The organism is Dyella sp. AtDHG13, from assembly GCF_003201105.1.
Lineage (GTDB): Bacteria > Pseudomonadota > Gammaproteobacteria > Xanthomonadales > Rhodanobacteraceae > Dyella > Dyella jiangningensis_B.
Map to the genome: position 1 here is coordinate 52534 of NZ_QICJ01000009.1, position 24070 is coordinate 76603.

Sequence of the window (24070 nt, forward strand, 5' to 3'; positions counted from 1 at the left end):
CGGGCACGTCGCCCGCCGGGCGCGACGGCGCATGACACCGTCGCCGCTTGCCACGGCTCCGCCGGCTTGCCGCATACTCCCCGCATCCTGTGCCGGGAAACCCCGCATGCCCTCGCCCGATCCCTCGACCCGCTATGCCTGGCCGCCTTCGGTCGCGGGCTTCGACATGCCATCGCCGGCGCCCGCGGGCGGCGGCGATCCCGAACCGCTCATGCTGGCTCTGCTGAATGGACGTCCAGACCATTTCTGGATCGAGGCGTTCGCCTCCGAAGTCGACGCGTTCCGATCGCAGCACCAGCTGAGGGAAGTTCGCCTGGACACGCGCGGCGTGGTGGTCGGCGGCTCGGCACAACAGTTGCGCAGCCTCACCACTGAGCTGCGGAACTTCGTGCACCGGGTATCGCGCATCAGCCTGCAGAGGCGCGTCATGGAGCGGCTCTCGTCGGGCATGGCATCCGGCGCGGCCGCCACGGAAAACGCCGCCGCCAGGCGTGATGTCGACCTCGTGGCGCGCATGCCGGCCATGGCTTCGATTCTGGAAGAAGTGTCGCGCTCGACCGGCATGCGCTTCGCCACGGTGGCGCGCGTATCCGACACGCGCTGGACGGCCTGCGCGGTGTACGACACCATCGATTTCGGACTGCGCCCGGGCGAGGACCTGGCGCTGGAAACCACCATCTGCAACGAGATACGCAAGCACGGGCATACGGTGGTGTTCAACCACGCGAGCACGCATCCCCGCTTTACCCATCACCCGACGCCGGCGCTGTACGGCTTCGAGGCGTACATCTCGGTGCCCATCTACATGGCGGACGGCCGTTTCTTCGGCACGCTCTGCGCGGTGGACCCGCAGCCCCGCGAACTCGACCAGGCCACGGTGCAGATCCTTGAGAAGTTCGCGCGCGCGATCGGCACCGAACTGGACCGGGCGGAGCGGCTCTTCGCCCACGACGACGACCGGGACGACGCCGCGCACGCCCCGGCGGCCTAGCCTGTCGCGACGCGTCATTCCCTTTCCCAAAACTACCCGAACAGGTGTTGAGGACTCGCCCATCGCTCGCCCATAGTGCGAGCAGCCGCCCCTTGCTGCACGGCGCGCCTGGCCATCAGGTGGCGTTGGTTCGTGTCCGTTCCCCGTGAATGATCGCCAGGAGCATGCCATGACATCCGCACTCGGCTGGTTCACCGCCGTCCATACGCTCGTGAGTCTCATCGCCATCGCCGCCGGCATCGGCGCCATTCGCGGCCTGCGGCAGGCCAGCGCGCAATCCACCACCATGACGGTTTTCCTGGTCACGGCCCTGGTCACCAGCGTCACCGGCTTCCTGTTTCCCTATCACGGCTTCACGCCGGCCATCGGCGTGGGCATCGTGGCGACGCTGGTGCTGGTGTGGGCCTTTCTGGCGCGCCGGTCGGCGGCGCGCGTGGGTCATGGCTCGGCGCAGTTCGCGCTGGCCGTGGTCATCAGCGAGTACTTCCTGGTCTTCGTGCTGATCGCCCAGGTATTCGCCAAGCTGCCGGCGCTCGCCGCGCTGCCCGCCAACCTCAAGCAGCCGCTGTTCGGCGCGACGCAGCTCGTGGTGCTGATCGCCTTCGTGGTCATCGCGGTGCGTTCCGTGCGAACGCTCAGGGCGCGGGCGGCCGCGTAGCGGAACCCTGTGCGGGTTCCGCGGATGCCTTACGCCGCGTTGCTGCTGCGCTTGGGCAGCTTCCAGCCCGGGCGCGGGAAGTGGCAGGTGTAGCCGTTGGGATAGCGCTCCAGGTAATCCTGATGCTCCGGCTCCGCCTCCCAGAACGGGCCGGCCGGCGTCACTTCCGTCACCACCTTGCCGGGCCACAGGCCGGAGGCGTCCACGTCGGCGATGGTGTCCTCGGCCACGCGCGCCTGCTCGTCGTTGAGATAGAAGATCGCCGAGCGATAGCTGGTGCCGATGTCGTTGCCCTGGCGGTTGCGGGTGCTCGGGTCGTGGATCTGGAAGAAGAACTCCAGAATCTGCCGGTAGCTGATCACCGCGGGGTCGAACACGATCTCGATCGCCTCCGCGTGCGTGCCGTGGTTGCGGTACGTGGCGTTGGGCACGTCGCCACCCGTGTAGCCCACGCGCGTGGACAACACGCCGGGATAACGCCGCAGCAGGTCCTGCATGCCCCAGAAGCAGCCGCCAGCCAGGATGGCCGTTTCGGTTTTCGTGCTCATGTTGGTCCTTCCCGTGGGTGAGAGAGTCGCGTGGCAGGGGAGCATCGCGATGTTGTGGCAGGTGCCGGTTCGATATCGCGTCTATGCGCCCCTGCTGACCGCTTCAATGTGGCGTCGCCTGGCGGCCTTATCAAGCCGCGGGATCGCAAGGAATGGCGCCTTCCCGCCGCCCGTTGACGTTCACACCTTTCCATTCGCGCAAACGCGGCAACGATGCGCCCAGAGAGATGAAAAAGCCTCGCTAAGCGTCCACTAAGCGCCGGCTTACGAAATTTTTTCCTGGAGCCAAACGGCCGGCAACGGCGCCATCGACTACGGTGGAATCGCAAAAAATTTCAGGAGGCATTAAGCCCCGCGACCTGAGCATCAGCACCAACCCAAGGAGGTATCTGATGAACAGTTTCGCGATCGGCAAACGCATGTTGCTCGGCCTGGCGCTGGCGGCGTCCGTTGGCGCGCCGATGGTGGCCTCCGCGCATGACGGTTGGCATGACAACGGCCGCTACGGTGGCTGGGATCGTGGTGGCGGCTGGGATCGTGGCGGATGGCACGGCGACCGTGGCGGCTGGCGCGGTGATCGCGGCGATTGGCATGGCGGCTATCGCGACCATGGCCACTGGAGCGGCGGCAAGTGGATCGCCGGCGCCATCGTGGTGGGCGCGGTCGCCGGCCTCGTCTCCGAGGCCATGGCTCCGCCTCCGCCGCCCCCGCCGACCTACTACTACCCGCAGCAGTCGACGGTGGTCTACCGCCAGCCGACCACGGTGATCTATCAGGATGCGCCCGTGGTGCAACAGCCCGGCACGGTGATCTACCAGCAGCCCTATGACGACAGCGGCTACTGAGGCATCGCCAGCCAACGCGGATGAAACGGAAGCCCGGCACCTGCCGGGCTTCTGCTTTCACACAGCAAGGAATAACGCCGCATGTTCCTCCGCCGCGCACGAGGCGCTATGCCTTATGGATGATTTACCGGACCTTCAATCGGCCACCGCGTAAGCGCTTTTCTGCCGCAGCGACGGACAGGCCGGCGGATGGCCGCCGGGCCCGCGGCACACCACGATGGCCGAGGCGGCAGCGAACGCCGCCTGGTCGAAGAAGTGGTTCTTGCCGTAGTCGGGCGGCGTCATGCCCAGCTTGCAGAGCATTTCGCGCATCACGTGCACGCGTGCGTTGCGGCGCGTGGCGTCGGTGTTGTAGGTGAAGCTGATGGTAGTGGACGACTCCTTGCTCGTCTCCACCATGTGCGGGCTGGTCAACGGCATATAGACGCCCATGCCCGGTCCCAGCTCGAATACGTGGGCACGCGAGCGGAACGCCTCGTTCCACAAGGTGCGGCTCAGGTCGTGGCGAAAGTGGAAGCAATCGCGCGCGCGGTCGCTGCAGACCTGCCTGTCGTCGGCATCCCATACGTACACAGTCTTGGTGCCGCGTATCTGCAGCAGGAACACGTGGCTGCGGTCGATATGGAACGGCGTGGCCGTGTTGGGCGAGGCGGAGAAGATCCAGCCGGCCCGGTAGTAAAGCCCCGGATCCTTGCGCTCGATCATCGGCTTCATGGGATTGATCACCGCGTCGACCAGCTCGCGGTACTTCGCATCGGCCTGGATATGGCGAAGCAACACCCACGCCTTGGCGCTGCCGATGTCCTTCAGCGAATCCACCGCGGATTTGGACGTGGGATAGAGGTTGGACGCATCGTCGAAATCGGTCCCGGCGGTCGCGTCGCTGTTGAACGCATACCAGAGCTTGGTGCCCCGGCAACGCTTGCCCAATTCCACGAGCTCGTTCGTCTGCAGCAACGGATGCTCGGTCAAGGTGTGTTTGAACGGCTGGATGCGCCACGGATCGAACGCATCCCAATCCAGGTCGATGACCTGCACGGACTTGTCACTCATAAGTTGCCCCCAACGCATGTCGAAGCCACGCATCCTGCGCGCCCGACGAACCCTGTCGGCCTCACTTATACGCCGCGTTTTTTGCGGCAAGCAGACGTCTGGAAGGCATACGCCATGAAAGAAAATGCGCCTGCATGTCGGCAGGCTGACGACGCGCAAAAGCTTGCCTTTCGCGCGTGTTTTCGCGCCTGCGTGGATGGTGCGTTGAAGAACAAGTGGGATCAAACCGGCAACGACACGCGCAGTTACGTCGCGCACCGCAGGCGCGCGCAACTTCGGCGACGATCATCCGAGTTGAAGCGACGCGCGCGCCCGGCGCGGCGTCGCCCTCTCTCGTCGCTACCAGCGCAAGCCGCTCAGGTCAGGCTGCCCTTGCCGTAGATGTAGAAGTCGGCCAGCGAACCCGTGTCGTTGTCGCCCGTGTAGGGAAAACGATTGGGTATGTGCCGCAGCAAGCGCCAACCCGGCGCGTTCGCGCGTACCCAGCGACTGAACTGGCGGTGTCGCACATGCGAAACACCTGGCTGCGCCTCATCCTTGTCGGACGAATAGATCACCACGTAATCCCGCGCCGCATCGAACAAGGTCCGCATGTAGGTGTCGTATACGCTGTCTTCGGTGAGGTGATAGATCACGTCCAGCGACAGCGCGAGCTGCGCCGTCTGCCCGTGGTAGTCGCGCACCAGCATGAACGACTTGCTGGCGTCGCCGGCAAAGCGCCGGGCGCAGCCTTCCACCGCATGCGGGCTGACATCCAGGCCCAGGTAGGACGGGTAGCGCGCCAAGGCGAGCTGGTTGCCGTCGCCGCAGCCGAATTCGATCACGTCGCGAATGCCGTGGCTGGCGACGAAATCGTTCAGCACCTCGGCCTTGAATTCCGCCAGGCGATTGTACGAACCCGCGCCGGAATTACCGCCATCGCGATAGCGCTCGATCCAGTAATCCTCCGAGCCATGGAAGGGCTTGGGCGGGTTGAGCCATCGACGGTAGACGTTGCGCGCAACGGGGCCGATGACGGGAATTCGCTTGATGAGGTCTTTCATGAAAGCGCTCCGGTAACGTGAAGATCCGTGATGTCGCCTCGCTGGTTACCCCCGAGCCCACGCTTCGGCATGCATGCAGCAGGACGTGGTGTATCGAGCGGCGTCATCGCCGCGTCGTCTCATCGTCCTGGGAAATCCTGAATATCCATGTGGCCGCCGCACAAAGCGATGGCCGACCAAGGCTAGCTGCTAAGCGCACCGGAAGTGCTGAATCACGGCAGCGGATGCGCACCTGAAGTTCAGCACCGATATAGCTGCTTTCAATGAATGGCAGCGGTCAAGTCGAAGATGAACGCCGTCTCTTTGAGGCCTTGGAATCAGGTGTCGACACGGTTCCCTCGGCGTGTATTCGGTCCAGCACCCATTGGGCGCGGTCGAGGCAGCTGAGGTCCTCCGGCCGGTTCCTGATGCTCTCCGCCGCCTTGAGCAGCTGGGCCTTGTTCTCTTCCAGTCGCTGCTGCAAGGCCTCGATCTCCACGACCTTGCGCTGGATCGCCTCCAGCAACTGCTCGTGCTGCCAACCGCTTTCACGGTTGATCGGCAGCAGGCGGCGGATTTCATCGAGCGAGAAGCCTGCGCTCTGCGCGCTGGTGATGATGCCCAGCATCGACACCGCTTCGTACGGGTAATCGCGATAGCCATTGGCTGTGCGGTCGACCGCACGAATCAGGCCGCTGGCTTCGTAGAAGCGAATGCGCGACGCGGTCAGCCCCGTCAGCTTTGCCAGCTCTCCGATCTTCATGTGTTGCATCAGCGAAACAGTTGACCTTGAACTTGACTTTAAGCCTACCTTCGACAGGCGGTCAAACAAGGCTGGCCCATGATGTTCCGGACGACGGGTCTTCTTCAGCGAGGCGACGGCATCGGCTCGCGGTTCGCGGTTTTCCCATGGAAAACCGCGAGGGATGGCGTGGGTGCGAAAGGCGTCCTGCCCGTCCCGACGTCCGAAAATCGCGCGGCCTTCATCGTTGATCGTGCCTGCTATTCATTCGTGCCCACCCACGAGCAACACCCGACCGCTGACTGACACGCGTCGGTCATGTGTGTCTTCCATCGATAGTCCCTACCTGAGCCTGGAGAAACCATCATGGGATACGTGACCACAAAGGATGGCGTTGAGATCTTCTACAAAGACTGGGGTCCGAAAGACGCCCCGGTGATTTTCTTCCACCACGGCTGGCCGCTCAGCGCGGACGACTGGGACAACCAGATGCTGTTCTTCCTGCAGCACGGCTTCCGCGTGGTGGCGCACGACCGGCGTGGCCATGGCCGCTCCAGCCAGGTGTGGGACGGGCACGACATGGACCACTATGCCGATGACGTCGCCGCCGTGGTCAAGCATTTGGGCGTGCAGAAGGCCGTCCACGTCGGGCATTCCACCGGCGGCGGCGAAGTCATCCACTACGTGGCGCGCCACGGCGAAGACAAGGTGGCCAAGGCGGTGTTGATCAGCGCCGTGCCGCCCATCATGGTGAAGACGCCGAACAATCCCGGCGGCCTGCCCAAGGAAGTGTTCGACGGCCTGCAGGCGCAGCTCGCCGCGAACCGCGCGCAGTTCTATTACGACCTGCCGGCGGGCCCGTTCTACGGCTACAACCGGCCGAACGCCAAGCCCTCCCAGGGCACCATCTGGAACTGGTGGCGGCAGGGCATGATGGGCAGCGCCAAGGCCCACTACGACGGCATCGTGGCGTTCTCGCAGACCGACTTCACCGACGACCTGAAGGGCGCCACCATCCCCGTGCTGGTGATGCATGGCGACGACGACCAGATCGTCCCGTATGAAGATGCCGGCGTGCTGTCCGCCAAGCTCGCCAGGAACAGCACCCTGAAGATCTACAAGGGCTTCCCGCACGGCATGCCCACGACCGAGGCGGACACCATCAACGCGGACCTGCTGGCCTTCATTCGCGGCTGATCGCGTTGCCTGAGCGCGGCAAGGTCACCGGGCGGCCCATCCGAGCCGCCCGGTGGCCTTCGAGTGGATCGCCGGGCGCCTTGCAGGCCTTGACCTTAAAGCAAGCTTTAAACTTATGGTGTACCTCTCGCCCGACCAGGTACCCCGGCATGAACGTATTCGACCCGCTGACCCTCCCCAATGGCGCGGTGATTCCCAACCGCATCGCCAAGGCCGCCATGGAGGAAAACATGGCCGATGCCGACCATGCGCCCTCCGAGCAACTCATGCGCCTGTACCAGGCCTGGGCCGACGGCGGCGCCGGCCTGCTCATCACCGGCAACGTGATGGTGGACAGCCGCGCCATGACCGGCCCCGGCGGCGTGGTTCTGGAAGACGCCCGTCACCTGGACCGCTTCCGGCAATGGGCGGCCATCGGCCGCTCCAGGGGCGCGCAGTTCTGGCTGCAGATCAATCATCCCGGCCGCCAGATGCAGGCCAACCTGGGGCAGCCCACCTGGGCGCCATCGGCGGTGCCGCTGGAGCTGGGCAAGCTTTCCAAGCTCTTCAACACGCCGCAGGCCATGACGCCGGAGATCATCGAGGAGGTGATCCGGCGCTTTGCCCGTGCGGCGGCGCTCGCGGAGCAGGCGGGCTTCACCGGCGTGGAAATCCACGCGGCCCACGGCTATCTGCTGAGCCAGTTTCTATCGCCGCTCACCAACCGTCGCACCGATGCCTGGGGCGGTTCGCTGGAAAACCGCGCGCGCCTGCTACTGGACATCGTCAAGGCTGTTCGCGCCACGGTCGCTCCCGGCTTCACCGTGGCCGTCAAACTCAATTCCGCGGATTTCCAGCGTGGCGGCTTCACCGCGGAAGATGCGCGCCAAGTGGTGGTGCTGCTCAACGGCCTGGGCGTGGACCTGGTCGAACTGTCGGGCGGCAGCTACGAAGCGCCGGCCATGCAGGGGCAGGCACGCGACGGCCGCACGCTGGCGCGCGAGGCGTATTTCGTGGAATTCGCCCGCGATATCCAAACCATCGCAACCATGCCCGTCATGGTGACTGGCGGCATCCGCCGCCGCGCCGTGGCGGAGCACGCGATCGCCAGCGGCATCGACATGGTCGGCATCGGCACCGCGCTGGCGATTGACCCGACCCTGCCCTGCGATTGGCGCAAGGGCGTGGAGACGGCGCCGGCGCTTCCGCCCATCACCTGGAAAAGCAAGCCGCTCGCGTCCTTGGCCAACATGGCCGCGGTCAAGTATCAGCTGCGCAAGCTCAGCCAGGGCAGAGCGCCCGATCCGCAGGTGTCGCCGCTGCGCGCGCTGATTCTGCAGCAGGTGTCCACGGCCTGCCGCACGCGCCAGTACCGCCGCTGGATGGAGCAGCGCTGAGGGGAACCGCCGCTACCGCAAACGCGCCCACTGCGCCGTTGGCCGTCTATTTCGGCAGGAGCACCGTCGTCGTGAAGCGGAAGCCCCAGCCCTTCTGCCCGTTGTCCGTACTCTCCGCCCAATAGCGCACGCCGCCGGTGAAGCTCACCGGCAATTTGCCGAAGCGCGTGAGCTTGGCCACGGTGATATTGATTGGCGTGGCCCACTGGTGCCGCTTCCAGTCATAGGTGGATTCGGAGTCGATGCCGTAGGTCCACGCGGTGGGCGTGGTGAAGTTGAGGAAGGGCTGGATGAAGGTGTTGCTGATGTCCGGATGCGACGGGTCATGGCCACGCCCGACCGACGCGAACGACCAGATATGGTTGGCGAGGAACCCGTAGGTCCAGCCGTGGCTCTGCTTGAGCACCACCGCCGTAGGCCCGGCGCCCCACTTCTTGGAGCCAAGCAGATCGTCGGTGGCCGTGGGAATGAGGAATGCCGGGCCAACGCCCCAGATGATGCCGCTGCTGCCCGTCTGCTTGGGCGAGAAGAACAGGCTCTGCGTGATGTCGCCCAGCCCCGACTGATGCCCGCTGCCCGGCGCGATGTCCGATTGCGAAACCACCGGCAGAATGGTGCGGGAAATCATGTTCCAGTCGCTGCTGATGCTTACCGGCACCACGGGCTGCAGGTTCATGTAGAGGCGGTGGCCCCGGTCCAGCGGACCGATCTTCTGGTCGTAGTTGAACTGGAACGGCACGCTGATCAGCGCAGCCACGGGATTGCTGAGCTTCTTGGCCAGCTCGGCGTTGTCGCCGCCGGCTGCCTGATCCTGCGCCCTGACGGCGGGAACGGCGAACGCGCAGCACAGGACAACGGTAATCGATGCATCGCGGCACACACGCACGACATGGGAAGACATGGTCATCTAGACGCCCTTGGGTTCCGGAATAGTCGAAAGGAAGCGGGCGATCCTGGCCGGCTCCCTGGTGATCGGGAGCATCTCGTGGCCACCGGCCGGCTGACTAGCGAAGAATTACTTAGTCGCACCTGCCGACGCCGCGAGGCGACGCGCAGCCCTTGGCGCCCAGCCCGGCACGCCGACGCCAGACCTGAGATAATGGTCGATTGCCCTTCCGCGCGCGGCACCTCTCATGCACATCGGCATCGACTTCGGCACCAGCTACTCGGCGGCCGCCGCCATCATCGACGGCGAACTCACCCTGGTCCGCTTCGGCGAGGCCGAGCAGTTCCGCACGGCCGTGTACTTTCCGGAACTGGTGCCCGATCCCAACGACTTCGAACTCACGCCGGAACTCGAAGCCCAGCTGGAGGCGCACATGCGCTCGGCGCGCACCGAACTGCGCCGCCAGCAGGCGGCCGGCATGGCGGCATCGCGCTCGGACGAGGAACTGCGCCGCGATGCCCTGCGCGTGGTGCGCCGGCAGTGGATGGAGGAACAGGCGCGCGCGGCGACCAGCACCGTCGCCAGCTTCCAGCATGCGCTGTTCGGCGAGGAAGCGGTAGAGGGCTACCTGGAAAGCGGCGGCGGCAACCTGATCGAATCGCCCAAGTCCATGTTCGGCTACCGGCTGGATCCGCAGGTGCGCAAGGTGATCGTGCATATCGCCACGCACATCCTCGAGCACATCCGCCTCACCGCCAGCCGCCAGTTCGGCGAGCCGGTGCGCGGCGCGGTGATCGGGCGTCCGGTGGAATTCCGCAGTTCCATGGGCGCGGCCGGTTCGGAGCAGGCCATCGAGATCCTGCGCGAAGCCGCGGCCGCCGCGGGCTTCGACGCCGTGAGCTTCCTGGAAGAACCCGCCGCCGCGGCCATGCACTATCACAAGAGCCTGGACGACCGGCAGCACGCGCTGATCGTGGACATCGGCGGTGGCACCACCGACGTGACGCATGCGGAACTGGGCGGCGACGCGCATCCGCTGATTGCCCGCAACTGGGGCCTGCCCAAGGGCGGCACCGACCTTGACGTGGGCGTGAGCCTGCACAGCTTCATGCCGCTGCTGGGCAAGGACATCGTGCGCGTGCCGCAGCATCAGTTCGTGGAAGCGGCGAGCGTGCACAACCTGCCCAAGCAGCGCGAATTCCGCAAACAGAATTACCGGCCGGTGGCCGCGCCCTACGGCCCGCGCCTGCGCGCCCTGCAGGAACTGGGCGCCACCACGCGACTCAACCAGGTCGCAGAACGCACCAAGATCACACTGAGCAGTACCGCGGAACATCGCGCCGCGCTGGACTTCATCGAGCCCGGCCTGGGCGTGGACGCCACGCGCGAGGATCTGGACATCGCCATCGAGCCCTTCCTCGCACAACTCGAGCGCACGCTCACCACCGTGCGCGGCGACCTCGCCTCCCTGCCCGCCAGCGTGTTCCTCACCGGCGGCACCTCGCGCTCACCCCAGGTGAAGGCGCGCGTGCAGGCATGCTTCCCGGAAATCCCGCTGGTGCACGGCGATCCGTCGCTGGGCGTGGTGTCGGGCTTGGCGGTGGCGGCGAGCGAGGTCGTCTCCTAGATCTTCGGCCAAGCCGCGAACTTCGCCTGAGCAGGAACGGACAAGGCCACGGCTAGCCTTGCCCGTCCGCTTTCCTGTCTACGCCGCGCTCGCCTTGCGCAACGGCGTGACGTTGGGCGCGTCGCCCTTGCCTTCGAGATCCGCATGCGCGGAGATGAAGCTGGGCCGCGCCTCCATGACGGCCAGCGCGCGCCGCACGTTGGCGTATTTCGCGAGCAAGGCCGGGCCTTCCGGCATCTTCGACAAGGTGTGCAGCAACGGCGCGGCGAAGTAGTCCGCGATGCATGGCGCGTTGCCCACCAGGTAGTCGCGCGGGCCGTAGCCCGCATCGAGCGTTGCCAGCACGCGATCGATATCGGGCAAGGCGGCGTCGATGATGGCGCGGTTCGGTTGGCCGTCCGCGCCGGACGGGAACAAGTACTGCAGCACGCAGCGCTTGACGATGGCGTCGTAGCCGTAGTCGTTCAACACGCTGTACCACTGCTCCGCGCGCGCGCGGGAGGTGACGCCGCTGGTGGGAAACAGCGCGGTCCCCTCGAAGGCTTCGTCGATGTAGCGCAGGATGGCCCGTGTCTCGTAGAACTCCAGCGGTCCGTCGTACATGGCGGGAATGCGACCGAACGGATGAATGGCGTCAGCCTCGGGCTTGTGCGGCGCGACCGGCTTGAGCGCATAGGCCACGCCCTTTTCCGCCAACGCAATGCGCACGGCACGCGTATAGGGGCTGATGGGGCTGCCGACCACCACGACGTTGCCCGCGGTGCCGGCCGGGTCGAGGTAATCCACCAGGCGATTGAAAACGGACGTCCAACCCTGGTGGTGATCGTCGCGCACCGCGGCATCGGGGAAGCCGGTGTGGCGCATGTGCAGCTGCGTGCCGCCGTCCTTCTCGCTGAGCGTGACTTCGATGAGCGTGGTGCGCGCTGCCGCATCGCCCTCGCCGTCCCAGGCCCAGGTATAGGCAAGGAACGATGGGCGATCGACCGCCTGATAGACGCCGCCCGAACCATGCACCACGCCGTCCCTGGTCACCATGGTGATGCGATAGCGCCCGCCGACGCGCGCATCGGAGCTCACATCGCCCACGCGCAGGCCGCGCGGGCAATGCCAGGCGGCCATGGCGGCCTCGTCGGTAAGGGCTTCGAACACCTTCTCGCGCGGCGCGCGGATGAAGCGGGTCATTTCCAGTTCGAACGTTGCGGCTTGGGTGGTCATGGCTTTTTCCTCGGTGCACGTGGCGCGCCGTGGCCAGGTGGCTTGGACTCGGCGCGATGGGTTCGTTCGACAAACTCGACCAGGCGATCCAGGTTGCCTTCCCAATGACGGCGATACGCCTCCAGCCAATCGTGCGCATCGTGCATGGGTTCCGCCCGCAGGCGGCAAATACGCCAGCGGGCATCCACTTCCCGCGCTATCAGTCCCGCGCTTTCCAGTACCCGCAGGTGTTTGGAGATGGCCGGCGCGGACATGTCGAATGGCTCACCCAGCTCACCGACCGTGGCCTCGCCCTTGGCCAGGCGGGTCAGGATGGCGCGGCGCGTCGGGTCGGCCAGCGCGGCAAAGGTGATGGACAGCGAGTCGTCGGTTTGGGCCATGCGATCAATTAACCACATGGTTAATCGACAATCAAGTGCCCATGCGTCGCGACTTTGTGAAGGCAAACTCAGGGAATGGCGTGATGCAGGTGGTGCATGGGCTCGCTGCCAAAGCGCAGCAGCCATTCGAAATCGCGCGCCACCGCCGCGTTGCTGAAGTGCTCCATCACGTGCACGCGCGCCGCTACGCCCATGCGGCGGAACACGGCGGGGTCGCACATGGCCAGGATCGCGTCGCGCCACGCGTTGATGTTGCCCGGTTCCAGCAGATGCCCTGTCACGCCATCCTCCAGCGTTTCGGGCACGCCACCGATGCGGCTGCCCAGCACCGGCACGCCGCAGGCCTGCGCCTCGATCGCCACGCGCCCGAAGGTTTCCAGCTCCACCGACGGAAATGCCAGGAACGAAAACGCGCCGTAGTAGCGCGACGTATCGTTGCGCCAACCGGTGAAGTGATGACGGCCCGCTGCGCCGCCCTGCTCCGCCATCGCATGCACCACGTGTTCCTCCGGGCCGTTGCCGACCCACAGCATGTGCAGGCGCGGCTCCACGGCCATGGCGGCGTTCGCCGCCTGCATCAGCTGCGTGACGCCTTTGCCACCGTGCATGCGGCCCGCAAAACCCAGGACGATGGCGTCGTCGGGTATGCCGAACTCGCGGCGCACCTGCATGCTGCGGCTCAGGTCCGGACGGAATTCGTGGATATCCACCGGGTTGTAGGAAATATGCACGCGATCGGGCGGCACGCCCCAGTGGAGATACGCATCGCGCGCAAACTCCGACACGGCGATGAAACGCTGCGCGAGCCGCGGTATGCCGTATTCCGACAACCGGCTCATGCGCGGATTGCGATGACGGAACAACGCCACCGGCGTGCCCGTCAGGCGACCGCAGGCAATCAGCGGCCAGTATTCCTTGCCGAAATTGCCGACCAGCCAGTCCGGCGAAAAGCGGCGGATGCGCTGCAACACCGTGCCATAGCCACGCAGGTCGAACGCATTGCGGAACGTGCCGGGAAATACGGGCACGCGTGCCGCCGACATGCCTTCGCCGATCAGTCCCTGGCGCGACACGATGCTCTCCACCCGATGTCCCGCCTGCGACAGCGCGCGCGCGAGCGCCACGAAATGCGTGGCCGCGCCGGTGTTCTCGGGATTGGTGCCAACGAAGAGCAGCTTCATGCGCGCTTGTCCTCGTAGCGGGTAAGCACCTTGGCCGCCACTTGCGGCAGCAGGTGATGACGCGCGACCTGGATGCGCGGCAGGCGCCACAGATCGGCGGACGCTCCAGACTCCGCGCGACCGCGGTCGGTCGTCGTCGCGGCGGCATAACCTGCTTCGCGCGTGGCATGCACCGCGCGCTCGTCGTAATCCCCGTACGGGTAACAGAACTGCGTGACGGGAATGCCGAGGCGATCTTCCAGTTCCGCCTTGCAGCCGTGGATCTCCTCGCGCTGCTGCTGGTCACTGCACTGGCTGAGCCGCACGTGCGTGCGCGAGTGCGCGCCGACCTCCATGCCGCCCGCATGCCATGCGCGAAGTTGCTCCGCCGACATCAGTGGCTTGCGCACGCCGAGCTTGGCGTCATCCCAGGCGTTGTACTGGCCGAGGTAGCCGCTCACCGCGTAACAGGTGGCGGTGAAACCGTAGCGGCGCAGCGTATCCATCGCCCATTCGAGATTGTCGACATAACCGTCGTCGAGCGTGATGACGGCCACCTTGCCACTCCGCTCGCCCCGCAGATAAGGCATCGCGTCGGACATCGACACGCCGCGATAGCCGAGCGTCCGCAGCAAGGCCAGCTGCCGCGCAAACGCGCCCGGCGATACGTACAGGCTGCGATACACCGTGATGCCTTCAGGCACGTCGGCGATGTTGTGGTACATCAGGATGGGTATCTTCACGAGACTCTCGGCGGATCAGCGGGGACACAGTGCGTCGCGTCCTTCCGTGTTACTCCCCGATAGCTGCAGCAACCTTTCGCTTGCTTGCGCGAACTTGTCGCCTCGTGTGATGACGGTGATGTCATACCGTCACGGCCATCTACGTGAACATGGACTGACGCGGAACTTTCTCTCGCGTCGCCCGCGCGAAGGATCTCTTTACGCGATCTATACGGCATGCCGAAAGAAACGGCATCGCTTCTTTACGAAGGCACCGCCGACAATTTCCGTCATGAAGACTTCCACGCATGCATTCCGCAGCATTCGATGGCGAACTGCCGGCATGTTTCTATCAGCGCTGCTGTTCGCCCTGTCCATCGCCGAACTGCTGCTTCGCTCCGGCGAGGATGCCGCGCTGTGGCGCGGCCTCGCCCTGTCGTCGCTGTATCTGCTGATGTGCCTCAGCCAACGGCGCCTGTTCGCACCCGCGCGCTCGCATGCATACCGACGTCGCCTGGAGTAAGAACTCGCGTTGTCATCGGATCGCGCATCCCCGCGTTTTTCATTCGGGAACCATGGCGCGCACCTGCAGTCATAGGTAGTCGCGTGAGATCAGGAAGGCTTGCAGCCGGGTAGCCGCAGGTCGGGTGTGCGGGCAGCAACTATGCACCTGCGGCACCGGTTGCAAACCTTCCTGATTTCGACGCCATCAGCCCAAGGCGTAGTGACCGCCGCGCTCCAGCGCGCGCTTGTAGGCGGGGCGCTGCTGGATCCGCTTCACGAACGCAGCGATGTTTGGCAACTTGTCGGCGATGCCGCTGCGCGCCATCGCGGCCTCCATGGGAAAGCTCATCTGGATGTCGGCGGCACTGAATTCACTGCCGACGAACCAGCCGGTTGCCGCCAGCTCCTTGTCCACGTAGCGCAGATGCAGCGCCAGCTGCGGATCGACAAAGGTCGCCTGCAACTTGTTGGCGATCTGCCGCGCGATGGGCCTGGCAAAGAACGGCATCGGCGCGCTGGCGATGCGCGAGGCCACCAGCTTGAGCAGCAGCGACGGCATCGCCGAGCCTTCCGCGTAATGCAGCCAGTACGTGAAGCGCAACCGCTCGGGCATACCGGGCAACGGCGCAAGCCGTCCCGCGTCGTAATGATCCACCAGGTATTCGATGATGGCACCCGACTCAGCCACCACCTGGCCGTCATCCTCGATCACCGGCGACTTGCCCAGCGGATGAATGGCCCGCAATTCCGGCGGCGCCAGCATGGTGCACGGATCACGCTGGTATTTGCGGATCTCGTACGGAACCTGCAGCTCTTCCAGCAGCCAGAGCACGCGCTGGGAACGGGAGTTGTTGAGGTGGTGGACAGTGACCATGGAGCGCGCCGGCGGAGTGGATGGGGGAGGCTAGCATGGGGTGGCGACAGGTGTTGTGCGGGGAGGCGGAAGCTTGCTGCACCGCTCGTTCTTTGGGCTGTCATCCCGGCGAGCCCCGCAAAAGGGGCAAGGGCCGGAGGCGTTTTTCGGCAGCAGGAGGGCTGGTCATCCAGTTTCGTCACCGATCGGCTGTCACCTCTTGCGCTGCCGCGATCGGGCCGCCTACGCGGCGGGCGTTTCGATCGTCTGCCGACGCTCGAGTCACTTTTCTTTTGCTGGCCCAAAAGAAAAGTAACCCAAAGAAAATGGCCTTCAGAGCCAACGCCCGCAGCATTCCGTAGGGATAAGCCCGAACGCTCGAGGTGCGTTGTGGCTTGGCAACCTTCGCCGCTACACAGCAGGTAGTTTGGAGCGCTTCGCAACGCGCCGTGGCGGTGAGGGCTTAAAGCAGCTCGCGCTACGCTTCCCGACCGCTAAGGCTAGGTAAAGGGGACGCTACGCTTCCCGACCGTTTTGGAGAACTCGCCGCCTTGCGGCACGCCATCCCCGTAGCGCGCTGCTCAACTTCCTCAGCAGGTTCCAACACGGCACCTCACTCCTGCCTTTGGAGCCAATTTAAATTTCGCGCATGTGCACATTTTTCCTCACCGTCATCCCCGCGAAAGCGGGGATCCAGCGACTTTACGCGCTGCGAGAAGGCTTAAAGACACTGGATCCCCGCTTTCGCGGGGATGACGGTGAGGGAACAGGTGTTATCTCGGAGATTTTGAACAGCCTCCAAGGCAGGCGCTCCGCGCCTGCCGCGACGCGAGGTGCCGCGCAGCGGCACGAGCCGTCAGCTCTCGCTCTTGATCTTCCGGGTCCCCGTATGAGGCGGCGGACGGGTGGAGGAATAGCCCGAAGGGTGGCCGGCAGGGATGCCGGCCAGTTTGGCGTCAGGGCAGGATGCCCTGTCGACAAACCCCGCAACCCGTCCGCGTACCTATCGGGCGTCAGCCCGATAGGCGCCGATTCCGGGGGGCCCTTTCTTTGGGTTACTTTTCTTTGGGCAAGCAAAGAAAAGTGACCCGGCCTCCGGCAGGAGGGCGGAACGCCCGCCGCGTAGGCGGCCAGGTCGCGGGAACGCTCGAAGATGCCCATCACCGCCTCGCGACAACCCAACGCAAAGTCACTGGATCCCGGCCTACGCCGGGATGACGGCTAAAGGATGAAACCGTGGGGCGAGCACCCGCCCCTCACTCCAACCCTCTCCCCGAAGGGGAGAGGGAGTTGGACTGGGACACCTCAGTTGCACCTCAGGCCGCGGCGCGCAAAGGCCAACGCTTGACGACATCGTGCTGATGCTTCCCCACATGACTACGGATAAGCACGAACTCATCCACATGCCAGTCGATAGGCTCGCCGGAACTCTCCGGCACCTCCACGTCCCGCGCGTAATACAAGGTCACATGGGGCGCCAATGCGCTGCTGTCCCAACCAAACCCATGCCTGAAAAGCGCCTTGCCAATAGCGTCCTTCAAGTTCTGCACGTGCGCACTCGTGGACTCATCGCTGCGAAGAACAAGGCAGGACTGGTCAAAGCCGCCCGTGAACCGGTCGAAGCCATCGAGGCGCAGCCCAAACGTGGAAGCGACCACGTCGTCGCCCGCACGCTTGAGCGACTCCTCGAACGGCGCCCGCAGTCGCTTCAAGGTCTTCGGCGTGCAGATCGTCAGATGCAGCCGATGGTCCTCCACGGGCGAAGGCCGCGCCGATTGCACGGCACGAACGGCGTGAGCGCGCCGTTCGCCGATCTGCTGCAAGGCATGCCCTTCCGGCATTAGCGCGAAGAAATACGCACACCCCGGCTCCATCCCTTCGCCGCCCGACCATCCAAACAGATCACCGCCTGCCATAACCCACCTCGCTTACATATTGCGGCGATACTCGCCGCCCACGTCATAAAGCGCGTGGCTGATCTGGCCCAGCGAGTTGTATTTCACCGCTTCCATCAACTGTTCGAACACGTTCTGGCGATCGCGCGCCGTGTTCTGCAGGGTCTTCAGGCTGTCCGGCGCCAGGCCGTTGCGGGCCTTGCCGAAGGCCAGCACGTTGTCGATCTGCTGGCCCTTCTCGCTTTCGGTGGAGCGGATGAGTTCGATCTCGGTGGCGATCTCGCCGCCGTGGTCCTTGGGCAGGAAGGTGTTCACGCCGATCAGCGGGAGGCTGCCGTCGTGCTTCTTCTGCTCGTAGTACATCGATTCTTCCTGGATCTTGCCGCGCTGGTACATCGTGTCCATCGCGCCGAGCACGCCGCCACGCTCGCTGATCGCCTCGAACTCCTTGTACACGGCCTCTTCGACGATGTCGGTGAGCGCATCGACGATATGGCTGCCCTGCCAGGGATTCTCGTTAAAGTTGAGGCCCAGCTCCTTGTTGATGATCATCTGGATCGCCACCGCACGACGCACGCTTTCCTCGGTGGGCGTGGTGATGGCCTCGTCGTAGGCGTTGGTATGCAGGCTGTTGCAGTTGTCGAACAGCGCGTACAAGGCCTGCAGCGTGGTGCGGATGTCGTTGAACTGGATTTCCTGCGCGTGCAGCGAACGGCCGGAGGTCTGGATGTGGTACTTCATCATCTGGCTCCGCGCGCTGGCGCCGTAGCGCTCGCGCATGGCGCGCGCCCAGATGCGGCGGGCCACGCGGCCGATCACGGTGTATTCCGGATCCATGCCGTTGGAGAAGAAGAACGACAGGTTCGGCGCGAAGTCGTCGATCCGCATGCCGCGCGCGAGGTAGTACTCCACGATGGTGAAGCCGTTGCTGAGCGTAAAGGCCAGCTGGCTGATCGGGTTCGCGCCCGCCTCGGCGATGTGGTAGCCGGAGATGGACACCGAATAGAAGTTGCGCACCTTGTGGTCGACGAAGTACTGCTGGATGTCGCCCATCATGCGCAGCGCGAACTCGGTGGAGAAGATGCAGGTGTTCTGCGCCTGGTCTTCCTTCAGGATGTCCGCCTGCACCGTGCCGCGCACCGTCTGCAAGGTGTCTTCCTTGATGCGCGCATAGGTTTCGGCATCCACCAGTTGGTCGCCGGTGACGCCGAGCAGGCCCAGGCCCAGACCTTCGTTGCCCTTGGGCAACTCGCCCGAATACTGCGGGCGGCCATGCGGGAACATCGCGGCGATCTTCTTCTCCGCCGCGGCCCAGCGTGCCGGATCTTGCTTCAGGTACTTCTCGACGTTCTGGTCGATCGCGGTGTTCATGAACATCGCGAGGATGATTGGCGCGGGACCGTTGATGGTCATCGACACGGAGCTGGTCGGCGCGCTGAGGTCGAAGCCGGAGTACAGCTTCTTCATGTCGTCCAGCGTGGCGATGTTGACGCCGGAATTGCCGATCTTGCCGTAGATGTCCGGGCGCGGCGCGGGGTCTTCACCGTACAGCGTCACCGAGTCGAACGCGGTGGACAGGCGCGTGGCCGCGCCGCCCTGGCTGAGATAATGGAAGCGGCGATTGGTGCGCTCGGGCGTGCCCTCGCCCGCGAACATGCGGGTGGGATCCTCGCCGGTGCGGCGGTATGGATACACGCCGCCGGTGTACGGGTAATGGCCGGGCAGGTTCTCGCGCATCAGGAAGCGCAGCAGGTCGCCCCAGTCCTTGGTCTTGGGCGGCGCCACCTTCGGTATCTTCTGGTGGCTGAGCGATTCGCGGTAGTTCTCCACGCGGATCACCTTGTCGCGCACCTTGTACTCGTTGACCTCCTCGGTCACCGACTTGTAGCGCTTGGGCCAGTCGTGCAGCAGATGGATCGCTTCGTGGCTGAGCTCCTTGATGGCCGCGTTGTAGCGCTGGCGCAAGGTCAGCAGCGTGCGGTCGGCGCCTTCCTCGTGCAGCGCCTCGGATTCGTAGCGGGCGAGTTCGCGCGGCAGGTGCGCGTCGCCCAGCTCCTTCAGCGATTCGTAGTAGTGCTGCGCCTTGCTGGCGAATTCCGCCTCGCGCTCGATCTCCTTGTTGATGCCGCGGCCCTGCTCCGCGATCTCCGCGAGATAGCGCACGCGGCTGCCCGGAATGAGCACGGTGGCGCGCGGCTCCTTCAGCGTGGTGTCGAGGTTGGGCGACCACTTCTCCGCCGGCAGGCCCAGCTTGTCGCGCAGCAGGCGGCACAGGTTGGTGAACATCCAGGTCACGCCCGGATCGTTGAACTGGCTGGCGATGGTGGGATACACCGGCACCTGCTCGTCGGTGAGCGTGAAGGCGGTGCGGTTGCGCTTCCACTGCTTGCGCACATCGCGCAGCGCGTCTTCGGCGCCGCGCTTGTCGAACTTGTTGAGCACGACCAGTTCGGCGAAGTCGAGCATGTCGATCTTCTCCAGCTGGCTGGCCGCGCCGTAGTCGCTGGTCATCACGTAGGTGGGGAAATCCACCAGGTCGACGATCTCCGAATCGCTCTGGCCGATGCCGGCGGTTTCGACGATGACGAGGTCGTACGGCTGCGCCTTGAGGAAATCGATGCAGTCGCGCAGCACGGCGCTGGTGGCGGCGTGCTGGCGGCGCGTGGCCATGGAGCGCATGTACACGCGATGGCTGCGCAGGGAGTTCATGCGGATGCGGTCGCCCAGCAGCGCGCCGCCGCTGCGCCGGCGGGTCGGGTCGACGGCGAGCACGGCGATGCGCATCTCCGGGAACGCATGCAGGAAGCGCAGCAGCAGTTCGTCCACCACCGACGACTTGCCCGCGCCGCCGGTGCCGGTGACGCCAAGCACCGGCGTCTGCTTGCCGGCCATCTTCCACTGCTTGCGCAGGTGTTCGAGTTCGGCGTCCGGCAGCTCGCCTTCCTCGATGGCGGAGAGCACGTGGCCCACGGCGATCTCGTTGCCGATGTCGACCATGGGCGTGATGGCGGAGGACTTGTCTTCCTTCGCGCGCTTCACCGCGGCGGCGCGCGTGCGATGCATGACGTCCTCGATCATCTCGGTCAGGCCGAGCTTCATGCCGTCGTTCGGGTGATAGATGCGCTCGACGCCATAGGCCTGCAGCTCGCGGATCTCTTCCGGCGTGATGGTGCCGCCGCCGCCGCCGAACACACGGATGTGCGCGGCGTTGTGCTGCTTGAGCATGTCCACCATGTACTTGAAGTACTCGACGTGGCCGCCCTGGTAGGACGACAGCGCGATGGCGTCGGCGTCTTCCTGCAGCGCGGCGCGCACCACGTCTTCCACCGAGCGGTTGTGGCCGAGGTGGATCACCTCCGCGCCCTGCGCCTGGATGATGCGACGCATGATGTTGATGGCCGCGTCGTGGCCGTCGAACAGGCTGGCGGCGGTGACGAAGCGCAAGGGGCGGGTCTCCGCCTGGACGGCGCTGGCGGAAACGTGCTGGGCGGGGGAACTCATGGGGACTCCGGGACTGCGGTGCGTCGGACTCCCGATTTTAGAGGATGGTTACGTTTGGAACATGTTGCGGCGCGGTGGTGGCGGGGAAATCATGCGCGCTGGACTGTCGGCGGCTAGGGCTTCTCGCCCGTCATTCCCGCGAAAGCGGGAATCCAGTGACTTTTCGTGACAACCCAAAGACGCTGGATTCCCGCCTTCGCGGGAATGACGAACGGGAAAAGTGGCGACTACGCCAACCCAAACGGCAGATTCGGCGAGGACACCACGCGCTCGCCCACCTGCTCGCCACGCAGGAAGGCCAGCGACACATCGATCACTTCCGGCGCGTCCAACACCTTGTGATGTCCCAACCCCTGCGTGGTATGCAGCCGCGCGCCGTGCCAGTGGCGGGCATAGCGCTCGCCTTCCGCCCACGGTACGTCGTGGTCGTCCATGTCGTGCACGATCAGCGCCGGCTGCCCGAGCGAGGGCAGATGGCGGTGCACCTGCAGATCGTGGATGTTGACGCCCGTCATCGCCTGCAGGCGGTCGTGCAGGCGACCGCGCAGGTGCTCGCCCAGGCGCACGAAATGCGTGAAACGCTGGGTGGCGGCTACCGGGTCGGCCGCCGGCGCAATCAGGATGAGCTTGTGCGCACGCCATGCCTCGCCCTGCGCCAGCGCCGCGGCGGCGCCGCCCAGGGAATGCGCGATGGCCAGCGCGGCATCACCGTAATGGCGCCCTACTTCGCGCACGGTCTCGACAAAGTCGGGCATGGTGCAATGCCGTCCCTCGCTCAGGCCGTGGCCCGGCTGGTCGAATGCGACCAGGGCGTAGCCCATGTCGCGCAAGGCCTTCACCCACGGCAGGTAGCGCAGGCCGAAACTGGACCAGCCGTGCACCAGCAAGACATAGGGCTGGCGCGCAGGATCGCCCCAGGTATACGTGGCGATGCGCCGGCCGTGCACGTGCAGCTCGCCGCGCTGCATCTCCGCATCGGGCCGGGCCGCCTGCGCGCGCGCCCGGCTGCTGGCGAACGGGGTGATGAACAGGCGCAGCGCGCGCTCCACCGCCCGCTTCGGCGCGATGCGGCTGCCCAGCGCGAAACCGGCACGCACCGCGCCCAGCGTGATCGGGCCGGGACCGCGGCGATGGGGCTTGGCGACGGTGGCGATGTGACGGTTCATGGCGCGGTCCTCCGCTGCGATGGCGGTTGGTAGCTGGCGAGCAGGCGCTCGAAGGCCGCCAGCGCGTGGCGGCAGGCTTCGTCGAATCCGAACAGGCCCGCGTCGTGATGCAGGCCCAGCATGAGTGCGTAGATTTCAAAGGCGAGCTGGGAGGGGTCGGTGTCCGCGGCCAGCTCGCCGTTGTCGATGGCGTGACCGATGGCGCGGCACATTTCCTGCCGCCATCCGGCCTGGCTCCGGATCACACTGTCGCGCAGCGGACCCTCGCGGCCGTCGTACTCGCTGGCGGCGGTGAGCAGCACGCAGCCGCTCTGGTATTCCCGCCCCCACTCCACCCAGTTGGCGACGATGGCGCGGATGCGGGGCAAGCCGCGCGGCAGCTTCAGCGCAGGCCATTTCACGCGCTGCAGGAAACGCTGCTGGCCAAGTTCCAGCACCGCTAGTTGCAGGTCCTCGCGGGACCCGAAATGCGCGAACACGCCGCTCTTGGACATGCCCACGTCCTGCGCCAGCGCGCCGATGGACAGGCCTTCCAGCCCTTCGCGGCGCGCCAGTTCGTAGGCGTGGTCGAGGATGAGTTCGCGCGTGGCGGCGCGCTTGCCGACAGTGACTGCATTCATAAGGCAAAAATAGCACGACCGTTCGTTCTTTTACCGTCAAGAAAACTGAACGAAAAGTCGCCGCAAGCCCGCACAAACCTGAACAAGCCCGGCCCCGAGCGTCAACACCGGCGGGAAATGCCCCGTTCCCCGCCATGAAGCCGCACGGTGCGGCTGACTTCGAAGGAGACGACATCATGCTAAGCATCACCCGCAAATTCGCCCTGCTCGCGGCCCTAGGCATGGCGGCCGCGGGCGCCATGACCTACACGCCGGACGCGTCCGCCCAGGTATCGGTGTCGGTCGGCATTGGCGTCGCCCCACCGCCGCCGCGCTACGAAGCCGTGCCGCCGCCGCGCCCCGGCTACGTATGGGCGCCGGGCTACTGGCGCTGGGACGGCCATCGCCACGTCTGGATGGGCGGCTACTGGGTACGCGCACGCCCGGGCTACGTCTATCACCAGGCGCGCTGGGAACACGCCCGCGACGGCTGGCGCTGGCATGACGGTTATTGGGGCCGCTGAGGCCGCAGCTCCTTGCGCCGGGGCGGCAGCGCTGCCACCGCGCAGTAATCGAAGCGCGTCAGTGACCTGGCGCAGAAAGGCCGGGCGTATGGTGCGCCCGGCTCACGAAATCGGTCGCAAATACTTGCTGCAAAAGAAAAAAACGATCATCCGCAAGAAAGGTAAGCCTCAGCCATACCCGTCATTGTCCGACCACCATCACCTACTCTTCACAGAGGCACTATCCCCTATGCAGATTCGTCTCGTCGCACTTACCGCCCTCACCCTGATGGCCAGCGGTTGTGTCGTGGAACGGCCCGCGCCCCGTCCTCGCCCGGTCGTGGTCGAGCAGCCGGTGCAGCGCGAATACGTGGAAGTGGTGGCGCCGCAGCCGCCGCCGACCGTGCTGGTGGAAGAAGAACCGCCCCGCCGCCCCGGCTACGTCTGGGCCCGCGGCTACTGGCACTGGAACGGCCGCCAGTACGTGGCGGTCCACGGCCATTGGGAACCCGAACGCCCGGGCTACCACTACGTGCACCCGCACTACGTGCAGCGCAACGATGGCTGGCACCTCAATGTCGGCGTGTGGGTGCAGGGCTGAGCGCCTCCCGCCTCGGCACGACACCG

23 protein-coding genes are annotated in these 24070 nt (G+C 65.5%); 9 read left to right on the top strand and 14 right to left on the bottom strand.

The window, feature by feature from the left end; all coding sequences use genetic code 11:
* Positions 1-106: 106 nt before the first annotated feature.
* Together BDW41_RS15280 and BDW41_RS15285 are read left to right on the top strand one after the other, a co-directional pair.
* Complete coding sequence (locus BDW41_RS15280; protein WP_074549810.1) at positions 107-991, top strand: GAF domain-containing protein; 885 nt, start codon at positions 107-109, stop codon at positions 989-991.
* Between the two features lie 169 nt (positions 992-1160).
* Entirely contained in the window at positions 1161-1649 is a 489-nt protein-coding gene (locus BDW41_RS15285) for a hypothetical protein (protein WP_074549812.1), read from the top strand.
* Positions 1650-1678: 29 nt separating this feature from the next.
* On the opposite strand, the gene msrA is transcribed toward BDW41_RS15285, so the two are convergent.
* On the bottom strand, positions 1679-2197 hold the full coding sequence (msrA, locus tag BDW41_RS15290) for a peptide-methionine (S)-S-oxide reductase MsrA (protein ID WP_074549814.1): 519 nt from the start codon (positions 2195-2197) through the stop codon (positions 1679-1681).
* 392 nt (positions 2198-2589) lie between these two features.
* On the opposite strand from msrA, the gene BDW41_RS15295 reads away from it, so the two are divergent.
* Entirely contained in the window at positions 2590-3042 is a 453-nt protein-coding gene (locus tag BDW41_RS15295; protein WP_074549816.1) for a hypothetical protein, read from the top strand.
* 135 nt (positions 3043-3177) lie between these two features.
* Here BDW41_RS15295 and BDW41_RS15300 read toward each other — a convergent pair whose 3' ends face one another.
* From BDW41_RS15300 to BDW41_RS15310, 3 genes are all read right to left on the bottom strand, one after another.
* Positions 3178-4095: a cupin domain-containing protein gene (locus tag BDW41_RS15300; RefSeq protein WP_074549818.1), complete on the bottom strand. Its 918-nt coding sequence runs from the start codon at positions 4093-4095 to the stop codon at positions 3178-3180.
* A 356-nt stretch (positions 4096-4451) separates the two neighbouring features.
* Entirely contained in the window at positions 4452-5138 is a 687-nt protein-coding gene (locus tag BDW41_RS15305) for a class I SAM-dependent methyltransferase (protein ID WP_199535353.1), read from the bottom strand.
* A gap of 277 nt (positions 5139-5415) precedes the next feature.
* On the bottom strand, positions 5416-5949 hold the full coding sequence (locus BDW41_RS15310) for a MerR family transcriptional regulator (RefSeq protein ID WP_233496893.1): 534 nt from the start codon (positions 5947-5949) through the stop codon (positions 5416-5418).
* A 276-nt stretch (positions 5950-6225) separates the two neighbouring features.
* On the opposite strand from BDW41_RS15310, the gene BDW41_RS15320 reads away from it, so the two are divergent.
* Both BDW41_RS15320 and BDW41_RS15325 read left to right on the top strand, forming a co-directional pair.
* Positions 6226-7056: an alpha/beta hydrolase gene (locus BDW41_RS15320; protein ID WP_074549824.1), complete on the top strand. Its 831-nt coding sequence runs from the start codon at positions 6226-6228 to the stop codon at positions 7054-7056.
* A gap of 149 nt (positions 7057-7205) precedes the next feature.
* On the top strand, positions 7206-8432 hold the full coding sequence (locus BDW41_RS15325; protein ID WP_074549826.1) for an NADH:flavin oxidoreductase/NADH oxidase family protein: 1227 nt from the start codon (positions 7206-7208) through the stop codon (positions 8430-8432).
* A gap of 46 nt (positions 8433-8478) precedes the next feature.
* Here the strand turns inward: BDW41_RS15325 and BDW41_RS15330 are convergent, their stop codons facing one another.
* On the bottom strand, positions 8479-9339 hold the full coding sequence (locus BDW41_RS15330) for a transporter (RefSeq protein WP_233496894.1): 861 nt from the start codon (positions 9337-9339) through the stop codon (positions 8479-8481).
* A gap of 226 nt (positions 9340-9565) precedes the next feature.
* On the opposite strand from BDW41_RS15330, the gene BDW41_RS15335 reads away from it, so the two are divergent.
* A complete protein-coding gene (locus BDW41_RS15335; RefSeq protein WP_074549828.1) occupies positions 9566-10945 on the top strand; it encodes an Hsp70 family protein in 1380 nt (459 codons plus the stop codon).
* A 78-nt stretch (positions 10946-11023) separates the two neighbouring features.
* On the opposite strand, the gene BDW41_RS15340 is transcribed toward BDW41_RS15335, so the two are convergent.
* The 4 genes from BDW41_RS15340 to BDW41_RS15355 form a co-directional block, all read right to left on the bottom strand.
* The gene (locus tag BDW41_RS15340) at positions 11024-12160 is read right to left on the bottom strand and encodes an SRPBCC domain-containing protein (protein ID WP_074549830.1); all 1137 of its coding nucleotides are present in this window, start codon (positions 12158-12160) and stop codon (positions 11024-11026) included.
* Complete coding sequence (locus BDW41_RS15345) at positions 12157-12540, bottom strand: metalloregulator ArsR/SmtB family transcription factor (RefSeq protein ID WP_074549831.1); 384 nt, start codon at positions 12538-12540, stop codon at positions 12157-12159. Before BDW41_RS15345 ends, BDW41_RS15340 begins: the two co-directional genes overlap by 4 nt.
* Before the next feature lie 68 nt (positions 12541-12608).
* Entirely contained in the window at positions 12609-13721 is a 1113-nt protein-coding gene (locus BDW41_RS15350) for a glycosyltransferase family 4 protein (RefSeq protein WP_074549832.1), read from the bottom strand.
* On the bottom strand, positions 13718-14425 hold the full coding sequence (locus BDW41_RS15355) for a polysaccharide deacetylase family protein (protein WP_074550066.1): 708 nt from the start codon (positions 14423-14425) through the stop codon (positions 13718-13720). Before BDW41_RS15355 ends, BDW41_RS15350 begins: the two co-directional genes overlap by 4 nt.
* 340 nt (positions 14426-14765) lie before the next feature.
* Here BDW41_RS15355 and BDW41_RS15360 point away from each other — a divergent pair, with 340 nt between their 5' ends.
* Positions 14766-14945: a hypothetical protein gene (locus BDW41_RS15360; RefSeq protein ID WP_146217365.1), complete on the top strand. Its 180-nt coding sequence runs from the start codon at positions 14766-14768 to the stop codon at positions 14943-14945.
* Between the two features lie 186 nt (positions 14946-15131).
* Here the strand turns inward: BDW41_RS15360 and BDW41_RS15365 are convergent, their stop codons facing one another.
* From BDW41_RS15365 to BDW41_RS15385, 5 genes are all read right to left on the bottom strand, one after another.
* Positions 15132-15800 (bottom strand): glutathione S-transferase, encoded by a 669-nt coding sequence (locus BDW41_RS15365; protein WP_074549836.1) that lies wholly within the window; start codon positions 15798-15800, stop codon positions 15132-15134.
* Positions 15801-17095: 1295 nt separating this feature from the next.
* Positions 17096-17695: a 2'-5' RNA ligase family protein gene (locus tag BDW41_RS15370; RefSeq protein ID WP_074549838.1), complete on the bottom strand. Its 600-nt coding sequence runs from the start codon at positions 17693-17695 to the stop codon at positions 17096-17098.
* 12 nt (positions 17696-17707) lie between these two features.
* Positions 17708-21175 (bottom strand): methylmalonyl-CoA mutase family protein, encoded by a 3468-nt coding sequence (locus BDW41_RS15375; RefSeq protein WP_074549840.1) that lies wholly within the window; start codon positions 21173-21175, stop codon positions 17708-17710.
* 227 nt (positions 21176-21402) lie between these two features.
* On the bottom strand, positions 21403-22341 hold the full coding sequence (locus tag BDW41_RS15380) for an alpha/beta fold hydrolase (protein WP_074549842.1): 939 nt from the start codon (positions 22339-22341) through the stop codon (positions 21403-21405).
* Positions 22338-22961 carry a TetR/AcrR family transcriptional regulator gene (locus tag BDW41_RS15385; RefSeq protein WP_074549845.1) on the bottom strand — a complete coding sequence of 208 codons (624 nt, stop codon included), beginning with the start codon at positions 22959-22961 and terminating at the stop codon, positions 22338-22340. The genes BDW41_RS15380 and BDW41_RS15385 overlap by 4 nt, the downstream gene beginning before the upstream one ends.
* Before the next feature lie 176 nt (positions 22962-23137).
* On the opposite strand from BDW41_RS15385, the gene BDW41_RS15390 reads away from it, so the two are divergent.
* Positions 23138-23464, top strand: coding sequence for a YXWGXW repeat-containing protein (locus BDW41_RS15390; RefSeq protein WP_074550068.1), 327 nt, complete (start codon positions 23138-23140; stop codon positions 23462-23464).
* A 229-nt stretch (positions 23465-23693) separates the two neighbouring features.
* Positions 23694-24044 (top strand): YXWGXW repeat-containing protein, encoded by a 351-nt coding sequence (locus BDW41_RS15395; RefSeq protein WP_074549848.1) that lies wholly within the window; start codon positions 23694-23696, stop codon positions 24042-24044.
* Positions 24045-24070: the final 26 nt, after the last annotated feature.

What these genes read in the sequence shown, in the direction of transcription:
- BDW41_RS15280 (WP_074549810.1), top strand. Translation starts at nt 107, where the DNA reads ATGCCCTCGCCCGATCCCTCGACCCGCTATGCCTGGCCGCCTTCGGTC.
- BDW41_RS15285 (WP_074549812.1), top strand. Translation starts at nt 1,161, where the DNA reads ATGACATCCGCACTCGGCTGGTTCACCGCCGTCCATACGCTCGTGAGT.
- msrA (WP_074549814.1), bottom strand. Translation starts at nt 2,197, where the DNA reads ATGAGCACGAAAACCGAAACGGCCATCCTGGCTGGCGGCTGCTTCTGG.
- BDW41_RS15295 (WP_074549816.1), top strand. Translation starts at nt 2,590, where the DNA reads ATGAACAGTTTCGCGATCGGCAAACGCATGTTGCTCGGCCTGGCGCTG.
- BDW41_RS15300 (WP_074549818.1), bottom strand. Translation starts at nt 4,095, where the DNA reads ATGAGTGACAAGTCCGTGCAGGTCATCGACCTGGATTGGGATGCGTTC.
- BDW41_RS15305 (WP_199535353.1), bottom strand. Translation starts at nt 5,138, where the DNA reads ATGAAAGACCTCATCAAGCGAATTCCCGTCATCGGCCCCGTTGCGCGC.
- BDW41_RS15320 (WP_074549824.1), top strand. Translation starts at nt 6,226, where the DNA reads ATGGGATACGTGACCACAAAGGATGGCGTTGAGATCTTCTACAAAGAC.
- BDW41_RS15325 (WP_074549826.1), top strand. Translation starts at nt 7,206, where the DNA reads ATGAACGTATTCGACCCGCTGACCCTCCCCAATGGCGCGGTGATTCCC.
- BDW41_RS15330 (WP_233496894.1), bottom strand. Translation starts at nt 9,339, where the DNA reads ATGACCATGTCTTCCCATGTCGTGCGTGTGTGCCGCGATGCATCGATT.
- BDW41_RS15335 (WP_074549828.1), top strand. Translation starts at nt 9,566, where the DNA reads ATGCACATCGGCATCGACTTCGGCACCAGCTACTCGGCGGCCGCCGCC.
- BDW41_RS15340 (WP_074549830.1), bottom strand. Translation starts at nt 12,160, where the DNA reads ATGACCACCCAAGCCGCAACGTTCGAACTGGAAATGACCCGCTTCATC.
- BDW41_RS15345 (WP_074549831.1), bottom strand. Translation starts at nt 12,540, where the DNA reads ATGGCCCAAACCGACGACTCGCTGTCCATCACCTTTGCCGCGCTGGCC.
- BDW41_RS15350 (WP_074549832.1), bottom strand. Translation starts at nt 13,721, where the DNA reads ATGAAGCTGCTCTTCGTTGGCACCAATCCCGAGAACACCGGCGCGGCC.
- BDW41_RS15355 (WP_074550066.1), bottom strand. Translation starts at nt 14,425, where the DNA reads ATGTACCACAACATCGCCGACGTGCCTGAAGGCATCACGGTGTATCGC.
- BDW41_RS15360 (WP_146217365.1), top strand. Translation starts at nt 14,766, where the DNA reads ATGTTTCTATCAGCGCTGCTGTTCGCCCTGTCCATCGCCGAACTGCTG.
- BDW41_RS15365 (WP_074549836.1), bottom strand. Translation starts at nt 15,800, where the DNA reads ATGGTCACTGTCCACCACCTCAACAACTCCCGTTCCCAGCGCGTGCTC.
- BDW41_RS15370 (WP_074549838.1), bottom strand. Translation starts at nt 17,695, where the DNA reads ATGGCAGGCGGTGATCTGTTTGGATGGTCGGGCGGCGAAGGGATGGAG.
- BDW41_RS15375 (WP_074549840.1), bottom strand. Translation starts at nt 21,175, where the DNA reads ATGAGTTCCCCCGCCCAGCACGTTTCCGCCAGCGCCGTCCAGGCGGAG.
- BDW41_RS15380 (WP_074549842.1), bottom strand. Translation starts at nt 22,341, where the DNA reads ATGAACCGTCACATCGCCACCGTCGCCAAGCCCCATCGCCGCGGTCCC.
- BDW41_RS15385 (WP_074549845.1), bottom strand. Translation starts at nt 22,961, where the DNA reads ATGAATGCAGTCACTGTCGGCAAGCGCGCCGCCACGCGCGAACTCATC.
- BDW41_RS15390 (WP_074550068.1), top strand. Translation starts at nt 23,138, where the DNA reads ATGCTAAGCATCACCCGCAAATTCGCCCTGCTCGCGGCCCTAGGCATG.
- BDW41_RS15395 (WP_074549848.1), top strand. Translation starts at nt 23,694, where the DNA reads ATGCAGATTCGTCTCGTCGCACTTACCGCCCTCACCCTGATGGCCAGC.